The organism is Mucilaginibacter sp., from assembly GCF_036568825.1.
Classification (GTDB): domain Bacteria; phylum Bacteroidota; class Bacteroidia; order Sphingobacteriales; family Sphingobacteriaceae; genus Mucilaginibacter.
Genome location: NZ_DATCRU010000093.1, coordinates 1 through 16,001, shown reverse-complemented (window position 1 = coordinate 16,001; position 16,001 = coordinate 1). Strand labels below are relative to the sequence as shown.

Annotated in this window: 12 protein-coding genes; 2 read left to right on the top strand and 10 right to left on the bottom strand. The window is 38.0% G+C overall.

The genetic code is table 11. The features are described from left to right. Position 1 precedes the first annotated feature (1 nt). Positions 2-817, bottom strand: a complete 816-nt coding sequence (locus VIM89_RS20295) for an SDR family oxidoreductase (RefSeq protein ID WP_488158015.1) — start codon at positions 815-817, stop codon at positions 2-4. 10 nt (positions 818-827) lie between these two features. Beyond that, positions 828-1,658 carry a 5-dehydro-4-deoxy-D-glucuronate isomerase gene (gene kduI, locus VIM89_RS20290; protein ID WP_488158014.1) on the bottom strand — a complete coding sequence of 277 codons (831 nt, stop codon included), beginning with the start codon at positions 1,656-1,658 and terminating at the stop codon, positions 828-830. Between the two features lie 552 nt (positions 1,659-2,210). On the opposite strand from kduI, the gene gmd reads away from it, so the two are divergent. Next, positions 2,211-3,323, top strand: coding sequence for a GDP-mannose 4,6-dehydratase (gene gmd, locus VIM89_RS20285; RefSeq protein ID WP_488158013.1), 1,113 nt, complete (start codon positions 2,211-2,213; stop codon positions 3,321-3,323). Between the two features lie 77 nt (positions 3,324-3,400). Here gmd and VIM89_RS20280 read toward each other — a convergent pair whose 3' ends face one another. The 7 genes from VIM89_RS20280 to VIM89_RS20250 all read right to left on the bottom strand — a co-directional run bounded on the left by VIM89_RS20280 (position 3,401) and on the right by VIM89_RS20250 (position 13,197). Continuing rightward, entirely contained in the window at positions 3,401-4,498 is a 1,098-nt protein-coding gene (locus tag VIM89_RS20280; RefSeq protein ID WP_488158012.1) for a glycosyltransferase family 4 protein, read from the bottom strand. Positions 4,499-4,509: 11 nt separating this feature from the next. Next, entirely contained in the window at positions 4,510-5,781 is a 1,272-nt protein-coding gene (locus VIM89_RS20275; protein WP_488158011.1) for a glycosyltransferase family 4 protein, read from the bottom strand. A gap of 54 nt (positions 5,782-5,835) precedes the next feature. Next, entirely contained in the window at positions 5,836-7,026 is a 1,191-nt protein-coding gene (locus tag VIM89_RS20270; RefSeq protein WP_488158010.1) for a glycosyltransferase, read from the bottom strand. 204 nt (positions 7,027-7,230) lie between these two features. Beyond that, positions 7,231-8,523, bottom strand: coding sequence for a hypothetical protein (locus VIM89_RS20265; RefSeq protein WP_488158009.1), 1,293 nt, complete (start codon positions 8,521-8,523; stop codon positions 7,231-7,233). A 2-nt stretch (positions 8,524-8,525) separates the two neighbouring features. Further along, positions 8,526-9,839: an oligosaccharide flippase family protein gene (locus tag VIM89_RS20260; protein ID WP_488158008.1), complete on the bottom strand. Its 1,314-nt coding sequence runs from the start codon at positions 9,837-9,839 to the stop codon at positions 8,526-8,528. A 158-nt stretch (positions 9,840-9,997) separates the two neighbouring features. Then, the gene (locus tag VIM89_RS20255; RefSeq protein ID WP_488158007.1) at positions 9,998-12,394 is read right to left on the bottom strand and encodes a GumC family protein; all 2,397 of its coding nucleotides are present in this window, start codon (positions 12,392-12,394) and stop codon (positions 9,998-10,000) included. An 8-nt stretch (positions 12,395-12,402) separates the two neighbouring features. Beyond that, positions 12,403-13,197 carry a polysaccharide biosynthesis/export family protein gene (locus VIM89_RS20250; RefSeq protein WP_488158006.1) on the bottom strand — a complete coding sequence of 265 codons (795 nt, stop codon included), beginning with the start codon at positions 13,195-13,197 and terminating at the stop codon, positions 12,403-12,405. A gap of 1,038 nt (positions 13,198-14,235) precedes the next feature. Between VIM89_RS20250 and VIM89_RS20245 the strand changes: the two genes are divergently transcribed. Next, positions 14,236-15,636, top strand: a complete 1,401-nt coding sequence (locus VIM89_RS20245; protein ID WP_488158005.1) for an undecaprenyl-phosphate glucose phosphotransferase — start codon at positions 14,236-14,238, stop codon at positions 15,634-15,636. Positions 15,637-15,733: 97 nt separating this feature from the next. Here VIM89_RS20245 and VIM89_RS20240 read toward each other — a convergent pair. Continuing rightward, on the bottom strand, positions 15,734-16,001 hold a 268-nt coding region (locus VIM89_RS20240; RefSeq protein ID WP_488158004.1), incomplete at its 5' end, for a hypothetical protein.

Genomic DNA, 16,001 nt, shown 5'->3' with positions numbered 1-16,001 from the left:
GTTATACCCCGCTAAAGATTGAAAAACCGCCATCCACGCAAATCATGGCACCGGTAACAAATGCAGAAGCATCGCTTAACAGCCAAACCAATGCCCCTATCAATTCATCAGGATGTCCAAAACGTTTGAACGGTGTATTTCTGATTACAGACTCTCCTCTTGGCGTATAACCGCCCTCCGGTTTTGTCAATAAATTTTTATTCTGTTCAGTCAGAAAAAAGCCTGGGGCAAGCGCATTCATGCGGATAGCATCACCGTATCGATTAGCCAATTCAACAGCAAACCATTGATTATAGCAATCCATAGCTGCTTTACCCATATTATAACCAATCACTTTGGTTACGGCTCTTTTTGAGTTCATAGATGATATGTTGACAATACTGCCTCTGCCAGTTTTAGCGATCTCTTCACCAAATACCTGAGTTGGCAATAAGGTTCCCCAAAGGTTCAGGTCCATCACCTGTTTCATACCATCCAGGTTCATTTTGAAAATGTCTTCGTCTGGCTGCAGTACACCTTGTGGCATATTCCCCCCCGCCCCATTTACCAAGCCATCAATCCGGCCAAAAGCCTTTAATATTTTATCCCTGGCAGCAACCAGGTCATCCTGATTCAATACATCTGCAACAACAGCCAAAGCCTTACCGCCTTTTTTGTTAATCGCATCTGCCCTTTCATTTGCAATCGCCTCATTGCGTCCTAATATTACCACAGTGCCACCCGCATCAACAATCCCATTAACAAACGAGTTACCTAATATTCCGGTGCCGCCGGTCACCACAATTACTTTGCCTTCTAAAGAAAAATTGTTATTCATAGATCTATATTTATTTTATGTCGGGGATATTGATAACATCCATATCCGTGTAATCCAAATTTTCGCCTGCCATACCCCATATAAAACTGTAGCTCGCAGTACCACTGCCTGAATGTATGCTCCATGGCGGAGAAACTACGGCTTCATTATTGTTTACTGCAATGTGCCTTGTTTCGTCACCCTGCCCCATGTAATGAAATACTTTTTGCCCTGCAGGCAGGTCAAAATAAAAATAGGCTTCCATACGGCGGTCGTGCGTGTGAGCAGGCATAGTATTCCACACACTGCCTTCCTGCAAAATAGTTAGCCCCATTACCAATTGGCAGCTTTTTATACCATCCATATGGATGTATTTATTTATCGTACGCCTGTTAGCTGTAGATGCATCACCCGCATTCACCTTGGCAGCCTCAGCGTGGGTCATAACCTGTGTAGGATGAAAAGCATGAGCCGGAGCAGATAACAAGTAAAATATGGCCGGATTTGCCGGGTCTTTACTGCTAAAGGTCACATATTCGGTACCCTTACCTATATAAATGCAGTCCAGTTTATTCACAGCATAGGTTTGGCCATCTGCTGAAATCTCTCCATCGCCGGCTATATTGATAATGCCGATCTCACGCCGTTCAAGAAAATATTTTGACCGCAGATTTGGGTAAGTTTTTAATTCTAAAGATTTATTTACAGGACTAGCTGCACCTATAATCATGCGGTCATAATGCGTATAAACGCAATTGATCTGGTCTGGCTCGATCAGATCATCAACCAAAAATCTTTCTCTTATCAGCGCGGTCTGATAGGTTTTAAAATCATCCGGATGGACGCTATGTATTATTTTCAAAGCTTAGATGGTTTTAATAGTAGTGTGCGGCACAAACCTTGCAAAAGATTAATTATTAACCAAACAAATCAGCGTTTTTTTATATAGTATATTATCCTGCAGTAAATTATATTTCCGAGGCAAACTAGTTAGTTTCTAATTAAATTTTTAGCATTTAGACTTACTGCCAATCAAGAAAATGAATATCTTAGTAGCGAAAAACATTGCCGCTATAAAAGCACTTCTGCACAAATGAAAAAAGTTCAACTATTTAGAAACTTCCTTTGGTTTCCGATAATAAGTATTACTCTTTTCAACGTAACATTTAAAATCGAGGACAAAAACTATCATATCCCTCAAAGTCATTACATCATTCTTGGTGTATTGATTTTTTTATTCATCGCCACCTTTTTTATTGGCAAGAGCTCATAGTAAGGTAAATTAAGAAATTTTGATTGAGGTTTATTTTCGGTGATCAGAACAAAAAACGCCAACTTCCGTTTAACAAACTCGGATAATAGCCTGAAATAGATCAGGATATTAAAACTTCATACTTAAGAACAACAATTAATAATGAAAAAAGCATTAATCACAGGAATTACCGGTCAGGATGGCGCCTATCTTGCAGAACTTTTATTGAAGAAGGGGTACGAGGTACATGGCATAAAAAGAAGAAGTTCATTGTTTAATACCGATCGTATCGACCATCTTTACCAGGATCCTCATGATACTAATATAAAAATGACCCTGCACTATGGTGACTTGTCGGATTCAACTAACCTGATCCGTATTATACAGCAGGTTCAGCCCGACGAAATCTATAATCTGGGTGCAATGTCGCACGTAAAAGTAAGTTTTGATACACCTGAATATACTGCAAATGCTGACGGTATTGGTACTTTACGCTTGCTGGAGGCTATCCGCATACTAGGGTTAGAAAAGAAAACCAAAATATACCAGGCTTCAACATCTGAACTGTATGGTTTGGTACAGGCTGTGCCTCAATCAGAAACTACACCGTTCTATCCTCGTTCGCCTTATGCTGTTGCAAAATTATATGCTTACTGGATCACGGTTAACTACCGGGAGGCTTACGGTATTTATGCCTGCAATGGTATCCTCTTTAACCATGAGAGCCCTTTACGCGGCGAGACCTTCGTAACACGTAAAATCACACGCGCGGTATCGAAAATTGCGCTTAATCTTCAAAGCACTTTATTCCTTGGTAACCTGGATGCACAACGCGACTGGGGCCATGCTAAAGATTATGTTGAAGCAATGTATTTAATCCTACAACAGGAAACCCCTGAAGATTATGTTATTGCAACCGGTGTAACAACACGTGTACGCGAGTTTGTTAGAATGTCATTCAAAGAATTAGGCATCGAAGTTGAATTTCGCGGTGAAGGTGTTGATGAAAAAGGCTATGTGGTTTCCTGCGCTCATCCTGACTACCAGGTAGAAAACGGCAAGGAAGTAGTAGCTGTGGATCCTAAATATTTCCGCCCAACTGAGGTGGACCTGTTAATTGGCGATCCTACCAAATCTAACACAAAATTGGGCTGGAAACCAAAATACGACCTGCAGGCCCTGGTAAGTGAAATGGTTCAGGCCGACGTTGATCACTTCAGAAAAGAGAAATTACTGAAAGAGTATGGTTATACCATCAAGAATCAGTTTGAATAGTCAATCTGATATTTGACATAAAAATAAAGCCTTTAAGAAAATTCTTAAAGGCTTTTTTATGAAAGTAAAAGTAGTCTCTATTTTTTAACGATGCTTTTATAAACATCAAGGGTTTCATCAGCAATCAGGTTCCAATCGTATGGCCTCATATCGTAATCAATACGCTGATTCTCTGTTAAGCTGATATTATTCAGATGATTTAATAACGAAGCTTCATTCCCCACTTCAAAATAATTCTCGGCAGGAAGATTGACCTGGGTATTTGCAGGAATATTGCTGGAAAGAATAGGCAATCTGTAGCTCATTGCTTCCAGTAAAGCTATTGGCAAGCCTTCATAAAATGACGGGATCACAAACATTGCAGCATGTGTAAACAGTTGATGCAACTTTTCTCCTTTGATGAAACCTGTTAAAACCACATTGTTTTTCCGGGCCAAAGCTTTCAACTCCTTAGAATATTCCGACTCATGATCGGCATCACCCGCTATAATCAACTTATATTTCTTTGAAATGGATGATTGAGCATAAGCACGCACCAGATAATCAAAGCCTTTCTCGGGAACAAACCTGCCCAGTGTAAATATGTACTGACCTTTTTCAACATTCAGTGACTCGATATAATCTGTATTCTCACTAAGTATTGGTTTATCTACGCCATTAGGGATCAACACACAATCATTTCGCCCGTAGGTAGCGGCAACATGATCTTTGATCTCCTGTGATATCACGATCACTTTTTTAGAGAACCTCACTCCCATCAACTCACCAGTCTTCAGGAAAAACTTGGCGACGCCGTTCCACTTCATCCTCTTATAATCTGGCCCGTGGTGGGTCATTACCACTTTAAGACCAAGAAGACGTGCAAAACCCGCAACCAAATTGGGTCCGATGGCATGGATGTGCAGAACATCAGGACGTTTAACAGCAGCATGACACACAGCCAGTGTGCTATGTACAATCGCCTCGAATGATTTACTTTTTGGCGAATAGATGTTTTTTAGTTTGATGCCGTGATGTTCTTTAATACTTTTATCTACAACATAATTGCTGCGGCATATCACAGTAATAGTGTTTGCGCCGCCTTTTATCATCCTCGGATAAAGGTGCTCGCAATGTGTTTCCACTCCACCCGGGATGTGTGGTATGCCGCGGGTGCCCATTACCATTATTTTCATCAGGGTATTAGTTAGAGTGCAACGTTTAAATTACTGTAGATATCTTTTAGTATGCCGTAGTGCCTGTCGTAGCTCACCTGGTTCGAGATGAATTTGTAAGCATTTTCGCCAAATCTCTTCTTCATCTCATCATCATTCCACAGCTTAATGATCTTTTCGCGTAGATCGTCAGCGTTGAACGATTCAAATAATAAGCCTGTCTCACCATCGTGTATCAACTCCGGTATTCCTCCGATCCTTGCACCGACAATAGCCTTTTTGAATGACATGGCTTCGATTACCGAAAATGGGTAATTCTCATACCACTCCGACGGACATACTGTAAACTGTGCATTAGTGATCAGATTATAAACCTCAGGCAGAGTTTTGTGACCCAGCAATTGTACATTGGTAATATTATTTTCTTTAATGTGCGCCTGGAATTCAGGGAGCAGGTTTCCTCCCCCTACTATTTTAAGAGGGATATCCAATCCGCTGATCGCTTTAAATAATGTGGATACACCTTTAATTTTCTCCAGCCGACCAACATAAAGGATATACTTTTCGTCATCATTCTTCTGCTGTGCAGCCAGGGCTTCACGGTTGAAATTGAAACAAAGGTTAGTCAATCTTAATTTATCCCTGAAGAAGTTAAACTCGTAAAATTTCTTGTATAAAAACTCAGATGGACACAGGAAGTAATCTACGTGCTTAAACAGGTGCATATACCGGTGCACATAGTTCTCCAAACCCGCTAATGAGCTTGCCAGGAACGAATTCTTTTTACACTTATTGATACCGCATTGAATAAAATATCCGCCCTTACATTTTTCGCAAATACTGCCGTGAGAGATGAAGGAATTTTCCGGACATATCAAAGTATAATCGTGCAGCGTCCAAACAACGGGCACCTTATGTTTTTTAAGTACGGGTAATATACTTGGAGTAATGTAATGATTGATATTGTGCAAATGTGCTATATCTACCTTTGTTTCAGATAGCAACCGCTCCATGTTTACTTTAGCCTGTTTGGAGTAAATACTTTTACCCAGCGCTTTAACACCACCTAAAACATTTTTATTGGCATTTAACTTCTTGTAATCGATGAAATCAACAAAGTATTTATCGTATCCGTAGCTTTCAAAGTCTTTATCCGACTTCATCGCAAAAGGGATCACATTATGACCTTTGCCCTGGTAAAGTTTTCTTACATTGTCAACATAGGTCCAATCGCCCCCGACCTGAAACCACACCCAATTCACCATTAATATGTTCAAAGGGTTTTGGCTTTGTAAATTTTCCATTCGCAGATTTTGTACTTCTAATTATTTAATTGTGTTTGTAATATTGGGGGCTGTTTATTTTTTCTTTTCCATTAATTCATCAAAGAACGTAATAATACGGTCGACCTGGGTTGTATAGTCAAACTCATTCTGAGCCAGCTTACGTCCGTTTTGCCCAACTATTTCAGCCTTACCGTAATCGGAAAAAATATCTGACAACGTCTGGGCCAGGTGGTCCGGGTCATTGGGTTCAGTTAAGAACGAATCTTTTCTGTCAGTCAGATATTGCGGAATTGATCCCGTAGACGTGGTTAATACCGGTTTACCTGTCGACAAATACTCAGCAATTTTAGTCGGGAAACAATGTTCAGACTGTTGATTATTAGGCTTGGCTAAAGCCAAAACAGCTGCATTTGTCATTCTTTCTATCATTACAGGCCTGTCTACGTACCCGGTAATTTCGATGTTATCCTGCATTTGGTTTTTATCGATAAATTCGATCACATCATCCTTGTTAGGTGATACGTTTAAATCACCCATTAAAACCAGTTTCTTGCCAGGGGACTTTTTCGTGAAAATTGTATAGCCCTGGAGCAGATCCATAATGCCGTCCTTAAATTGATTTAAGGCACCGGTGTAGACGATTTCGCCGCTGTTATTTGGCGTATGTTTAAAGTTATTGGTATTGGTAATGATCGGGACAATTATTTGCTTAGCTTTCTTATTTATCTTCCCTACAAAATAATCATATAAGCTATCAGAAATTACGATCAACCCATCAAATACCTTGAATAGATGTTTGATATATAGATTGATATATATCTTCTTAAAGAAACTTCGTTTTACAGCAAACACAAACGGGAACTCGCTTATTTCGAGCACAAATTTGCACCTGTCAATGAGGCTGAATAACTTATAAGTAACGATCATATACCACCTGTTATCAACAATAAGCAGGATATCAGTATTGCGTTTTTTGGTGGCTACATAACCTAAAGTTTTAAAGAAGGAGATAAAATCGTTAAAGCGGCGTTTAATAAAGGATGCGCTTCTGACAGGATTTACCGGGTATCTGAATTTTATCCCCTCATACTCCCCTTGCTTCTCAAAATTCAGTGCTTTGGTTTTATGGCGTTCTGTTGGCCTCGGGACTATAATTTCAACGTCGTGGCCACGTTCCTTAAACCGTTTGGCGTATAAATGAATTCTGTTTGTTGCAGCCATTCCATGCGGATAGGCCTCATTCAATATAATAGTGATGTTCATTTTCATTATTCCAACTAACAGGGGTATCCATGACTTCGTTAAAGCAGTAAATCTACCTTAATTTCCTTTCGCAAAATTATTATCTTTTAACGAAACACAACGGCTTGGCGGAATTGTGCTTCCTTAAAAATTTAACTTATTTCCCCTTCCTGATTCACTATGCAAACTTATACGTAAAAAAATAGTGTAGCGTTATACCACGCTTCATGTTTGCGGCACAGGTTCGATCCGAAGAGTCGACGGTTGCTCTTCCTGTTGCGTTTGATAAACTATAACCCGTCGTACATTGAGTGTAACTATACCGATCATTAGGGTCATAAAGTAATAGTATAAACTTGATGAAATGGTTATGTAAATGCCAAAACCCGCACAAGCCAGTGCCCAGAAAAACAAAATGATTTTGGCATTGGTAATTCTTAGCAGCTTTAACCTGTTTTTCTTAAACATACTATAAACCAGGTAACTAATGTACACTATACAAGTCTGCAATCCAAACCACCAGGTAACCAGAATAAACTGATTATCTAACCATTGGTAAGGTGCTTTAAGATCGCCGGTCCAATTCCAAGTTCCTGAGGGTCCAACACCGGTAAATAGTTTATCCCAGTTAAATTGATCCATAAATTCTTTTAACTGGCTGCTCCTGCTATCTTCGCCCATTCGTCCGGCGAACACAGAACTTATATCTTTTAACGTCCCGAACTTGTCAATATTCACCACTACATAATAGGCTCCCATCATACACATTAAGATCATACATATCAATATAAATGTACTTCTCCCTTCCTTCAAGTCCCTTCTAAGTTTAATAAAAATCATGATTGCCATAACCAGCAAATAGCTTCTGGATGCTATGGCAAAAGCAAAGAAAGTAATCAACAACAGTATACCATACTTGGTAAGTTTGGCAAAGTTTGTTTTATCATCATTGTCCAAAAAATAAAACGGATAAATCCAAAGCAATACCACAGTTGTATCCCTGATAGCATTCAATGCAACCTCTCTGTTTGAGATTGTGCCGGCCAGGCCAATTTGCATCAAATTGAATACTACAATCGCATAACAGAAGTATTTAAACCACTTTAATATCTTTTCGGTATACTCCTCTTCAGCCGTAAAGTAAAGTATGCCAAAATTGAGCCAGGTCCCTAAACCTTTGGGCGAATAAAATACCGATGGGCTTTTGGAAAATAAACTAAGGTCATTAAATGAGGCTATAAATATCAATAAAGGCATTAAGAGGAAACACAGATTGATGAAAATCGGGAAGCACTTGTGATACCTGGCAAAAAGAAAAAGACTTATTGGCGTTAAAACGATATCACTTAGAAATGAAACCTTGGAATACCAACCGCTTTCTGCTGCGTCGGCATTTGTTTTCATATAATATTGGGCCAATAGCAGGGCAAAAAAATGGACAAATACCACGAACATAATAACATTATAAATGTATTTCGCAGTTTTATCTGAAGATGATGATGCAGCAATATTAACCATATCTATTCAACATTAACGCTTTCAACCTCACTTACCTGTAAATGCTTTGTCGTACTCCGGTAGTAGTACAAAATACAAGAACAATAAATTAGTCCTCCAAGCAATCTTGTAAGAGCAGCTCCATTAGCACCCATCCAGGGAATAAATATAAAGTTAAATACCAGGGTGACACTTCCTGATATAAATGAGGTATTTCTTAACAATTTCCCAAAACCATGAGCTCCTAAAAACCGGTTAAAATAATCTCCAATGCCGTAAAATGCTACGCCGATACTAACAATAAGATTGATAAACACAACCGATTGAAATTTTTTCCCATAAAAGAAACTTATAAATGGTGGTACCAATATCCATAACACCACCAATGAAAACAATGTCAACCCTACTGTTATAAGCGTAAGCTTTTTAGGAATACGATTGTGACTTGCAAATTCCTTATAATTAGTAGTAGCTATTGTATTAGGTATAAACGATAAGGGGTTTGCCAGCGAAGCAGCTAATGCGTAAAAACCAACTCCGCTATTATTGAAACCGAAATAGCTGACAATAACTGGTGTAAGAGACGCCATACCTATTGAAAATACAGACCCGATATATACATGAAAGCCGTAGCTCTTATTATAATTCCATATCTCAGTAATGGTAGATTTTAAATTCTTAAATGATAACTTTATTCTTATTAAAACATACAGGCATACAAGAGCCAATGTTCCAACATAAAACGACCACGCTATCTGCAATCTATTTGTTTTAATATGAGATAAAAATGTGTAGATGATAACGGCTGATATAAGAAAGCCTACTTTAGGAAATAGTCTTTGAATAGCAAGCAAAGACATCCTGTTATCTGCCTGGAATAATACTTCAAAATAGTTGATCGATAGATATGCCCAACCGATCGGTATTGAGTAAAACAATAAACTGCTAAGATGTTTTTCCTTCAGATTTGGGTCGTATAACGAATAAAGCAACAGACCACCTGACATAATAACAAACATGCATAACAATATGACAAAAGTTGCACCGTAATATTGTCGTGCTTTCTCCTTGTCATGATTTAAAACCAATGCCCTGTTTGCAGCCTGAAAGAACCCGAATGTGGCAATTAATACAGTTAAATTGAATAGATTATCCATAAACTGGTAATCTCCGAATGCATTAGGCCCCAGGTAATGTGTAAAAATAATACTGGTAACAATGGCCATTGGGATTCCGGCAATGTTAACGGAAAGCAACATCAAAACCTGCCGGGCTTTCGGATTCTTCCAATTTTCCGTTATTAACCCTTTTATATTGCTAACGCTTAACTTTTGCACTTTCCTGCTTATTTTATTTTTTCAATAGTTTAATTCCCGATCAACCAAGGCATAAGTCATTGATTGAAAATCAACAACTTATATCTTGAAAACTGCTTCCTGTCCCTGCTATCTGACAGCAGGACAACCAAGCTTGATAAACACGGGGGCATTCCTTGTTAGAATCTGCTCAAAAAGCCTCTCATAGCGCGGCCAAATGTATTTTTTGGGCGGCTTGTATAGGTATTGTAATAGCTATTGTTGTAATTGTAACCATAACCATACTTTTCCCTCTTTATACCGTTAAATATGAGATTTAGTTTAGGGAATCTATTCTCTTTTTTAACTTCATTAATAAAGTCAAGCTCTTCTTTGAGTGTATAACCTTGTCTTATTACATATAAGCACGCATCAGTTACCCGTGCAATAATTAGTGCATCAGTCACCAAATGTATTGGCGGGCTATCGATGATCACAAAATCATATTTCTTGCGAAGAATATCGATCAGGTTGTCCAGGTTGACCTTTTCTAATAATTCTGAAGGATTTTCCTGGATTGTACCGGCACTCATCACATCCAGTCCCGGAATACCTGATGGACGTATAAGACTGTCAATGCTCAGGTGATCGCTTTCCAGGTAATCACTGATACCCAGATGTTCATCCCGTAAATCGAAGATCGATGCAATTTTAGGCTTCCGAAGGTCCATCTCCAAAATAACGGTTTTTCTTGCCGCATACGCCAGGGTAACTGCCATGTTCGCGCTCACAAAGCTCTTACCTTCGCCTGATGTACTGGAAGTTACAACGCAAACTTTACCGCCTTCGTTATCACTCAATACCTGGTATAATTTTGAACGTAATGCTCTGAATTGTTCGCCAATAGCAAAACTGCCCCGTTCTTTTGTAATTACAATTGGGGTTGACGATTCCTGGAATGATAATTCTCCAAGAATAGGAATATCCACTTCTTGTTCGATTTGTCTGCGATGCGTGATTTTATCATCAAAACTGTTGCGGGTATAAATAATACCAACAGGGATAAGCATCCCGGCAAAAAGAGCCAGTGCGTATACTATCGATGATTTCGGCCATTTCGAATTACCGGCATGGGCATAATCCACCACCTTGGCATCTGTTACAGTGGATGCATATTTTAGTGATAATGCCTCGCGTTGTTCCAACAAGAAGGAGTACAATTTTGCTTCAGCATCATTATCCCTGTGCATGCCATTTAGTTGAGTTTGTTGCCCCGGAATACTTCTTAATTGCCCTTCAGCTCTGGAGTTGGTTGATTGAAGCTGGCCTCTTGTCAACATCAAAGTTTCCTTATCGTTACGTATTTTCTCCTTTATATTCGCCTGTAAAGTATTGATTTCATTATTAATCGGCTCAAATACCGGGTTATCAGGCGGGTTATTAGCCAATAAGTTTTGTTTCCTTAATTCCGCATCGGTTAGTTTATCAAGCAGTGAGGAAAGGCTTGCATCCTGCAGTCCCACTGTTGACGGCTGCTTATTCCCCCCCGGAGAATTAACATAACTCTCAATGCTATTAATGATCCTTATCTGCAGGTTAATATCGTCAAGTGCTTTCTGACTTTGCTGGGCGTCTTGAACATAAGTTTGGGATTGCGCATCAATATTACTTGTTAAGCCTTGCGAGCTTGCATAACTCTGTATTTGAGCCTCACTCATGTGCAAGTCTTTGGCTATTGAGTCGATACGTTTGTTAATAAACTTGATGTTCGCGTCGGTTTTCTTATTTTTTTCGTCTACCGAAGCTTTCATATACGCGTTAATTACCGCGTTAAGAACATCAATTCCACGTTGAGGAACAACGTCAGACATAGATAAATCAACAAACGGCACTTCCTTATCATCAAGGGTTGATTTAAGTCCACTCACATAATAATCTGCTACTCCGGATGGATCGCTAATGCTGATACCAATTTTAGAACCGATAAAAGCATTCAGATATGGTGTAACATCCAGCTTCCATAAACCAAAATCGCTCTGAATGTATTGGCCATATTTAAACTGGCTCTGCTTTCCGTTTTTATCTTCAACAGTAAAGCCTTGCGCATTATCGATAGTTATATCCAGTTTTATGCCCTTGTCATCAATTTTATCAGGCATTTTTATGAAACTGAACTTTACGGGAGAATTCTTATAAAGGTCGGTAGAAACCATACCCTCTTTTTTAGAGTAACCAATCCACAGGTTCATATTATTAACCACCTGCATCATTATTTTTTTCGATTTTATGATCTCAATCTCATTTTCGAAAACAACAGGTGCGCTGATCTGGTCCAATTGATTGATGTTATCTCTATTGTCCTGCCTCTGATTTTGGTCTTTACTGTCTTTAAACGCGATAGTGGCGTTTATTGGATATATAGGTTTGGCATATTTTAAATAAAAGAATGCCCCACCTATAAATATAATTAGAGATAGAAGAAATATAGGCCAATGAAAAACATACTTTTTAAAAACTTTCGCAAAATCGGTAGTTGGATTTTGCGAAACGGGTAATGTTATCGTTGTATACCTGTTGTCGTTCGTGGTAACAGCCATTGATTTTATTATAGATTTTTACGGGAAACTATTATAAGCGCGGCAACAGAAAGAGCTGAGATTATCAAACTGACTCTCTGGAAGCCCGCTGTGTTATTATTTGAAATTTTAGAACGATTTGGCGTTACTACTAATACATCGTGATTTTTCATATAATAGTATGGCGAATCAAATAATTTTTTTGAATTCAGATCAATTGGGATGTATTCACGTTTCCCATTAATCTCTCTTACCAAAACTATCTGGCGTATTGCCGTAATGTTAAGGTCACCCGCCATGCTCAACGCCTCAGGGATAGTAACCCGTTCGTTCGGTATAGTGAAAACGTCTGGTTTAGCAACATCCCCTAACACAGATATCTTGAAGTTAGTGATCCTTACATTGACGATCGGTTTTTTCAGATAATTAGAAAGAGATGCTGTTAGCTGCTCAGTTAAATTTGTTGTGTTTAACCCGGCTACCTTAACCTGGCCAAGAAACGGCAAATTAACGTTACCGTTTAAATCAACCATCCAACCAATTACTGCATTTTCAGGAGTTGATGTATCGCCATTGGTACCGGTTCCGCTTATTCTGTTAAGATTATATGAAAATTGGGTGGCACCATCTGATGGACTATTCACACTGATAGCGAGAATGTCGCCAGGTTGTATAATCAATGGAGAGAAATTGTTTATATCCTCCTTGGTTATGCTATTCTGGTTGAGATCCTGGAAATAAGGAACTTTTTCGTAAGTGGAGCACGAGCTGCAGAATACCACAACAAGTGCAAATAAGAGGAATAGTGTCGATTTGAAGTTCATAGTGGGGATTGTTTAGATGTTGTACATGAGTTCTTGTAACTATTAGAGTGTATGAAGATTTAGCGATAGTAATATAAGTTTTATTTTTAATAAATAATTAATTTTTACAGGTTTGTTATACCTGTATTTTCTATAAAATAATTCATTTAGCTGTTTTTAATAAGTAGCAGACTTTATATATGTTTCTTTAAAAATCTCCGTCAAAATTATATTTTAAATGTCTAATAGCCGCTTTGATTTTGTAACTATAAAACAATAATTAAATCAATAATTTGTTTTATAATTCTTACTAAATCCCCCCTATCTCGTTCCTGCTCATATTCGACAAAGAACAACTATTTTTTGTAAAAAAGGTTTCAACCCGCTAAACTATTTTCAATCGACATTTAACGACTTACCTTAGGTGAATGTTTCAATTATAAATTAAATCAGCACGTTAAATAATATTTGCCACTAACGAAAAAGCATACCAAAAAGAGGGAAACCGCATTAGAATTTTAGTAATACCTGATAATTAAGCTATAATAATAAGACTATGGCTAAAATCACTTCATTTTATATTAAAAGAAAAATATACAAATTGTCTCAGCAGAGACTCGGTTGCTTATTTTCCGAAGTGGCTAACTTTTAAATCCTTAAATACGTATTAGCTCACCGATCTTACCGATCATCATATTAAAATTATATTAACTAGTAAAATTCCGATGACTAACAATGGCCTTAATTGCGAACAACTGTTTTGTATTAAGTACAATATTTCCCCCGCTGTATGCAGCAATTTAAGGCATAAATATTCTTGTATAAACTTTTACTCAAATGGGGATTTTTTTTCCCGGACGAGAGCGTATTTTTTCTTCTTAGAAAATTAACCAACAATTTAATAGTTAAATATTTGTGTTTTTGATTAACAGATAAGCGGGATTTACTCTGTATATGCAAATAAAATCTGAATTTTTTCTGAAAAAATATATTATAAGTGATAGAATTTATTTTAATGCATAGTTATTGCATAATAGTAAATATCAAACCTATTGAACTATGGTACACAGGTACAAACAATTTCATAATGTAATTAATATAACATTAGACTATTTGTTGCTAAACTTGTCATTGATCCTTGTTTACAATTACTTCAATCATACTTTTATATCCTGGGTAAATAATAAGAGCTATTTGCCTATAGTTTTGGTATTTAATCTTTTGTGGCTTTTATCCTCCAATATTACCAGCCTGTACAATAATGTTTCGGATATCGACCTTAAGGTTTATCGCAATGTAGCTAAAACTTACCTGCTTTACCTCGGCCTGATATGCTTTATCCTGCTAGCATTGACCGGAACTAAAACTCATTTTATATCAAACGAGTATTTATTCTATTCAATGTCTATATTCGGGATATTCCTTGGTATATGGAAAATTGGGTTCTTTGCAATCAGGAAGAGCGATAAGGTGTTGATGAATAATTCAAGAAACGCCATTATAGTTGGCGCCAGCCGTGCCGGGAACGAGCTTTACAATCAATTCAACAATAAAGTACTAAAAGGGTATAATTTGCTGGGTTTTTTTGATGATGAGCCATCAAGAGTTAGCCCAAAGCATCTTTACCTGGGTAATACCAGTCTGTGCATGGATTATGTTCTTAAAAATAATGTTGAAGAGATATTTTGTGCACTGCCTTATTCAGAACATAAAACTATCGAGCGTTTAATGTCTGATTCTGACAAAAACCTGATCAGGTTTAAAATAGTACCTGAATACCACGAATATTTCAAAAACACCTCTTATCTGCAAAATTTGGGTAATATTCCAATTCTGACAGTAAGGGCAGAGCCTTTGGAAAACATTGTCAACAGGATTATGAAACGCGCCTTTGACATCATGTTTTCGTTAGGTGTAATTATTTTCCTGTTTACCTGGTTGTTTCCGATAATAGCTATATTGATCAAATTAGGATCAAAAGGGCCTGTATTTTTTAAACAAAAACGTTCTGGTCGCGATAATCATTCCTTTACATGCTATAAATTCAGAAGTATGAGAAAGGACAATAAAACCGAGCATGTTCAGGCCACTAAAGGCGATGCGCGTATTACTAAACTAGGTGCATTCATGCGTAAAACAAGCATCGACGAGCTTCCTCAGTTCTTTAATGTGCTGATCGGTAATATGTCTATCGTCGGTCCTCGTCCTCACATGTTAAGTCATACAGAACAATATTCACAACTGATAGATCAGTTTATGGTTCGCCATTTCATGAAGCCGGGAATAACCGGTTGGGCACAAATAAATGGACTGCGTGGTGAAACAAAAACAACCGAAGCAATGCTTGAGCGTGTTGAAGCAGATGTGTGGTACCTTGAAAACTGGACCTTCCTGCTCGATCTGAGAATCATAGCATTAACCTTCTGGAAATCAGCTACCGGCGATAAGAACGCTTACTAATAGAAAAGTCCTTATAATTTTAAACCCCCACTTTTGAACAGAGGAGATCAACCTACTCTCTATTCAAAATGGGGGTTGTCCATTTAAAAAGTTCCGTCTAAAGTTTCAGGGTAATTATTACCGAAGGCAATATACTGGCATCAATATTAGCTTTCAGGATATTAGTGTTCCATCCATCGGGCTGAAATGCGGTTGATGGATCCCACCATGCATCCATTTCTGCACCTGATTTCTGGAAGAATTTCACTTTATTATATCCCATGTAAATATCCGAGCTCGATGCACCAGAATAGTTGCCATAGCACAAACCGCAGTTTGAGTAAGGTGTGCTTACACCATAAATGGTATTGTGATCCATTTTAATA